At 72.4% G+C, this 6,158-nt stretch carries 4 protein-coding genes; 1 reads left to right on the plus strand and 3 read right to left on the minus strand.

Annotation, left to right across the window (positions count from 1 at the left end; translation table 11 throughout):
- Positions 1 to 415: 415 nt before the first annotated feature.
- Positions 416 to 811 (minus strand): VOC family protein, encoded by a 396-nt coding sequence (locus tag IFT36_RS14640; RefSeq protein ID WP_200413508.1) that lies wholly within the window; start codon positions 809 to 811, stop codon positions 416 to 418.
- 154 nt (positions 812 to 965) lie between these two features.
- Here IFT36_RS14640 and IFT36_RS14645 point away from each other — a divergent pair, with 154 nt between their 5' ends.
- Positions 966 to 1,919, plus strand: coding sequence for a hypothetical protein (locus tag IFT36_RS14645; RefSeq protein ID WP_200413509.1), 954 nt, complete (start codon positions 966 to 968; stop codon positions 1,917 to 1,919).
- Positions 1,920 to 2,041: 122 nt separating this feature from the next.
- On the opposite strand, the gene IFT36_RS14650 is transcribed toward IFT36_RS14645, so the two are convergent.
- Together IFT36_RS14650 and IFT36_RS14655 are read right to left on the minus strand one after the other, a co-directional pair.
- Positions 2,042 to 4,174: a DEAD/DEAH box helicase gene (locus tag IFT36_RS14650; protein ID WP_056048208.1), complete on the minus strand. Its 2,133-nt coding sequence runs from the start codon at positions 4,172 to 4,174 to the stop codon at positions 2,042 to 2,044.
- A 380-nt stretch (positions 4,175 to 4,554) separates the two neighbouring features.
- Positions 4,555 to 6,027 (minus strand): FAD-dependent oxidoreductase, encoded by a 1,473-nt coding sequence (locus IFT36_RS14655; protein WP_200413510.1) that lies wholly within the window; start codon positions 6,025 to 6,027, stop codon positions 4,555 to 4,557.
- Positions 6,028 to 6,158: the final 131 nt, after the last annotated feature.

Here is a 6,158-nt window from a genome sequence, read left to right on the forward strand (position 1 = left end):
GCGCCCCGTGGACGAGACGCTGCGTGACGCCCTCGCGTGGGAACTCTCGCGTCCCGGCCCGGCCGGCCCCCACGGCGCGGGGCTCGAGCCCGCCGACGAACGCGAGCTGCTCACCGCCGCCCGCGACCGCTGAGGCCGACCCCCGCTCTGCCACTCTTTGCCGGTCTCTGCAAGCCGCGCCCCGCGCCTCGCGCACCGCCCGCCGCACCCGCCATGCAGTGCACCGCGTTTCGTGCACCACGCTCCCTCTAGTCGCGGTGCGGTGAACGAAACGCGGTGCGATGCCGGCAGGCGGCCCGGTCCGGCGCGTCCTGGGTAAAAGGCCCCCGCGCCTCCGCACCCCGTTTCGTGCGCCACACACCGTCTAGTCGCGGTGCGGTGAACGAATCGCGGTGCGATGTCGGCAGGCGGCCCGTCAGCTCTGTGCGGGCGGGGCGAAGAACTCGATCTGGTTGCCGTCGGGGTCCTTGATCATGAGGGCGTGGCCGAAGTCCACGTCCTCCAGGTCGGACTCGATGCCGACCGACGTGGCGTGCTCCTGCCAGGCGACGACGCCGTCACGATCGGTCACGGCCAGGCCGATGTGGTCGAGCCCGGGGACGGTCGGGTCGAAGGCCGCGCTCGATCCCCCGGTGTAGGCCGTCACCCCGAGGATCTGCCCGTTGCCGACGGAGAAGATGCGGCGATCGAGGCCGTCGAGTTCGATGCGGCCGACGGGGCCGGCGCCGAGCAGCTTCTCGTAGAAGGCGAGGCTCGTGTCGAGGTCGGAGACGGTGATGGCGACGTGGGCGTAGCCGGAGAGTTCGGGCATGGGGTGCTCCTTCGGTGGTCGGGTGTTCTCCGACCCACCGAACTCGCCTCGACTGAGAACGGCCTCTCGTCCCGCGCTCCGCCGTCCCCCGCATCCCTCCACAGGGTGGCGAGATCCGATCCCGGAGTCCGCTCGAGCCCGAGACGATCGACGCGTGACCACCCACGAACGAGACCTTCGTTCCCTCCTCATCCGCTCGCGGTTCGACGATCCGTCGGAACGCCGAGCCCACGCGCGTGGCGAACTCGTGCGCGTCGCGCCCGGACGCTACGTCGAGTCGGCGGCCTGGCGGGGCCTGCGCCGCGAGGAACGCCACGCCGTCCGAACGGCGGCCGCGGTCGGCCGGATGCGTGACGCGGTCGTCGTCTCCCACACCTCGGCGGCCGCGGTGTGGGGCATGCCGGTGCTCGGCCCGCCGCTCGCCCGCGTCTCGACGACCGACCCGGCGCGCGCCCGGACCCACACGGGTGCGCACGTGACCAGACATGCGGCACCGCTGCTCTCGGACGAGATCACCCCTCATCGGGGTCTCCTCGTGACCACGCCGGCCCGGACGGCCGTGGACGTCGCTCTGAGCGGGACACGCAGCCAGGCCGTGGCCGTCCTCGACCACTGCCTGCGGCGTCGGTTGTGCACGCTGGCCGAGTACCAGGCGTGCCTGCTGGGACGAGACCGTGTCCGGGGCTCGACCCGCGCCTCCTGGGTCGCCGAGTTCGCCAGCCCCCTGGCCGGTTCCGCCGGTGAATCGGTCTACCGGGTCGCCCTGGACGGTCTCGGATTCCCGGCGCCCCGTCTCCAGGAACGGCACGTCGACGACGAGGGGCTCATCGGGTTCACCGATTTCGGGTGGGAGGCCTACGGCGTGTACGACGAGTTCGACGGCTTCGTGAAGTACCTCGACCGCGAGATGCGGCACGGGCTGACGGCGGAGGAGATCGTGGTCCTCGAGAAGGTCCGTGAAGACCGGCTGAGGGGGCTGCCCTACGTGAACCGGGTGACACGAACCGTCTGGCGCGATCTCGCGCGTCCGCAGCGGATCGTCACACGGCTCGAGCGAGCCGGCCTCCCGCGCGTCCACACCGCGAATCGTGCACGGCACCGTGACTAGTCGGGGTGCCGTGCACGAAACGCGGTGCGTCGAGGTGCGGCGGTGTGTCGCGGTGCCGTGCACGAAACGCGGTGCGTCGAGGTGCGGCGCGGTGCGGCGCGGTGCGGCGGGGTGAGGGCGGGTCAGGCTTCGAGGGCCTCGGTGAGCAGGGCGACGAGGGCCGAGAGCTGCACGTCGACGGAGTCGACGACCTCGGAGTCGTCGCCGTCGAGTGCCCGGGCGGCGAGGCCGGCCTTGCTGTCGATCAGCTCGGCGATCTTCGTGTCGATCGTCTGCGCCGCGATGACGCGCCACGCCGTGACCGGCTCGGCCTGGCCGATGCGGTGCACGCGGTCGATGGCCTGCGTCTGCTCGGCGTCCGTCCACGACAACTCGGCCAGCACGACGTTCGAGGCGACCTGCAGGTTGAGCCCCACGCCGGCCGCGGTCAGCGAACAGACGACGACCTCGACCTCGGGGTCGTTCACGAAGGCGTCGATCTGGCGCTGACGGACGGCCGGGGTCTGGTCGCCGCGGATCGAGGAGTACTTGATGCCCCGCTTGGCGAAGGTGGCCTCGGCGACGTCCATGACGTCGATGTGCTTGGCGAAGAACACCACCTTGCCGACGTTGCGGGCGAGCTGGGCGGTGTAGTCGGCGGCCAGGCCGGCCTTGGCCTGACCGATGCGGCGCACCATGCTGAAGACGTTCTCACCCGTGCTCGACGCGCTGGCGTCCTCGAGCTCCCACTTGGCGACCTGGCGGACGAGGTCGTGATCGATGCCCTCGACGCGGACGCCGGACGTGCGGGTGGTGAGCGCGGTGCGGTACTTCTGCACCATGCGGCGGGCCAGCTCGCGTTCGGCGTCGCGGATGGACCGGCCCACCTCGTCGTCGAGCTCGACCGGAAGGTCGGCGATGCGGCGGGCGGGGATGTCGGAGGCGACGTCGACCTTCTTGCGACGGACGATGCCGAGGTCGATCACGATCTCGCGCGCCGACGAGAAGAACCCGGGGTCGGCGGGGGTCAGGCCGACCTCTTCGAGGCGCTCCATCAACTCGGCGGCGGGCTTCTTGTCGCCGATCCAGCCGAGGAACTCCCAGATGGCGCGGAAGTCCTCGATGTCGTTGATCAACGGGGTGCCGGTCAGCGCCATGAGCAGCGGGTGGGCGGTGCGCGACCGGATGCGCTGGGCGAGCTGCAGCACGTGCCTCGACCGCTGCGATTCTTTGTTCTTGATGAAGTGGGCCTCGTCGACGATCATGCCCTTGAAGCCGAGCTCGCCGAGCCAGCCGACGTGACGGTCGAGCACCTCGTAGTTGACGATGACCACGTCGGCGAAGGCGTCGAGCTTCTCGCCGTCGCCGTGGATGACGGTCGCCGTGCGCGTCGGCGTCCACAGCTGGACCTCGCGGGCCCAGTTCGTCTTGACGACGTTCGGCACGACCACGAGCAGCGGGTACGCCGCGGCCGCCTGGGCGGCGAGCAGGGCCTGGGCGGTCTTGCCGAGGCCGGGCTCGTCGGCGAGCAGGTAGGTGCGGTGGCCCTGGCGGGCGGACTCGACGAGCTGCGCCTGGTGGTGCATCAGGGTGGCGCCCGCGGGGGCGTCGACCGTGGTGGGCTCGGGCAGCGGCATGCAGGCCGAGCCTCCCCCGGCGCCGTACTCGAAGGACTTGAACAGGGGGCCGAAGAGCTCCCAGTTCGCGAGCCGGCGCGGGTGCGCCTCGCGGGCGACCTCGGCGAGCGCGAAGTCGGGCGGCAGGAACGGGTTCGCCAGCTGCCGCGAGATGACCGACTGCGGGACGACCTGTCGCTCGGAGGTCGGCGCGACCGGCGCGGCCTCGGTGACGATGATCTGCTGCTCGGGCTCGAGCTCGAGCCCGGCCGACATCTGCATGTCGCGCTTGAGCGTCTTGGCGGCCTCGCTGACCGTGGCCGCGTCGCCCAGCAGGGTGATCAGGGACGTGTCGCGGGCGGCGGTCTTGGCCAGGATCTGGGCGACGCCGTCGAGGCGCTTCATCTGCTCGGCGCGCTCGGACTCGCTGATGGCCTTGTCGACCTTGACCCGGGCGCGTTCCTCGCGCATGAGCAGGGCGATGACCTGGAACTTGGTGCGGCTCGAGGGCTTCACCTGACCGCGTTGCGCGGCGGCCTCGACCTCGCGCACCGCACGGGCGAGGACGGGGATCAGCCCGTCGTTGTCGACCTCGCGGCGACGGTTCGGACGCTGGGCGGTGCGGGTACCACCCGATTGACGCTGGCCTGGTCGAGCCAAGGCTCCTCCTCGTGGTCGACGCGGGACGTCGACGGTGCTGTGCCGCCGTGTCGGCGGAGGGTGCTGCGCGGGACGCCGAGAGGCTCGGCGACCCGGACGGACGACGACCGAGAGGGTCGCGCCGGATGCGTGCGGGGCGGGGTGCCGCGCGATGGACAGCTGTACCGGCTTCGCGACGGGCGACCTTCGTGGCGGGCAGTCCGACGACGGCACGTGCCCCGAAGCCCCGTCACGCCGAGGTGTCGACTCGCACCGGAGGAGGCGCGGACCGGAGAACACCCGGGCGGTGAAGCTGGGGACAGTTTACGCGTACGACGCGCCGGTACGCCACCAGCGCCTCCTCGTGTCTCGGGGCCAGGTGGCGACGGACCGGCGGCGCGTCAGCCGCGACGACGCAGGCCGCGGATCGCCGGTCCTTCGAGCACGCTGCCGTCGGCGGCGAACCGCGACCCGTGCAGCGGGCAGTCCCACGACCGTTCGGAGTCGTTCCAGGTGACGATGCCGACGAGGTGCGGGCAGATCGCCGACACGGTGCACACCTCGCCGTCGACGGTCGAGCGCGCGACGGGGGCGAAGCCACCCGAGCGGCCCACCTCGCCCTGGCCCTCGGCGGGGGCGACGGCGACCAGACGGCGGGTCATCGCGCCGGCCCAGCCCTTGGCCGCCCACCACGCGTCGGCCGCGTTGATGCCGATCCCCGACGCGATGGCGATCGGCGTCGTGACCCGCCCGTGCAGCGTGGTCATCCAGGGCTGCGGGTCGCCGAGCACGTCCGACACGAGGGTCATCGCGGCCTGGACCGCGTTCGTCAGCCCCCAGTGCTCGTAGCCGGTCGCGAGGTAGATGCGGCCCCGACCCCGCGGCAGCCAGCCGACGAACGGCACGTGGTGCGGCGTGCCGTAGTCCTGACCGCTCCACGAGTGGGTCGGCCGCGCACCCGGCCAGTGGCGCGTCGTCCACTCGGCGAGGTCGTCGACCATCGCGATCGTCGAGGAGGCGCGACCCACCGGGTGCCGGTTGCCGCCGGTCACGAGGCGGTCGCCCACCGCGGAGAACGACCGGGTGGGACCGTCGACCGCCTGGTACATGCCGTCCGGCAGGTCGTCGACGCCCTCGAAGGCCAGGCCGTAGGAGCGCTCGCTGCGGAGCTTGGCGAAGTAGAGGCCGCGGTCGAGCACGGGGCTGCCCGTCGTGACGTGCACGCGGCGGCCGCGGACGTCGGGACCGTCGCTGTGGGTCACCGTCGGGTCCGTCGCGTCGACGCCGGTGACGCGCACCCCCTCGACGACGACGCCACCGAGCGCCCGGACGTCCGCCACCAGCGCGACGATCGCCTGCACGGGGTCGAACTGCGCCTGGTCGGGCAACCGGAGTCCGCCGGTCGTGCCGAACGGGAGGTCGAGGCCGAACTCCTTGACGACGGGGAGGCCGGCCTTCCTCGCGACGAGGTACTCGTCGTCGACCGTGGCGAGCCCGGCCCGGGTCGTCGCGTAGCTGAAGGCGTCCCGGCGCTCGACCTCGACGCCGGCCTCGTCGAGGTAGTCGACCATCCAGTCGAAGCCCGCCCGGTTGGCCGCGACGTAGGCGTCGACGACGCTCTGGTAGGTGTTCGTGCGGATGCGCTGGAGCTGCCTGCCCTGCAGCAGCGACATCGACGCGGACCCGCTGCCGCTCGCGACGCTGCCGACCGTGCGCGCCTCCAGGACGGCGACCCGGTGACCGCGACGCGCGAACAGCAAGGCGGTGACGAGTCCGGTCAGGCCCCCGCCGACGATCACGTCGTCGTAGACGGTCTCGGGGTCGATCCTGTCGGTGGTGACGTCGGGAGCGGCGTCGAGCCAGGGTGACGGCATGGGGGCCTCCGGGTGCGCGGGTGGGTGCTGCGCGCCACGGTAGGCCCGCCCGCCCGTCCGTGGGTGCGCGGCGGACCCGTCCGTGGGTGCGCGGCGGACCCGTCCGTGGGTGGGCGGCGGAGGGGCGGGCG

The sequence above is a fragment of the Frigoribacterium sp. CFBP 13605 genome (assembly GCF_014839405.1).
In the GTDB taxonomy this organism is placed as follows: domain Bacteria; phylum Actinomycetota; class Actinomycetes; order Actinomycetales; family Microbacteriaceae; genus Frigoribacterium.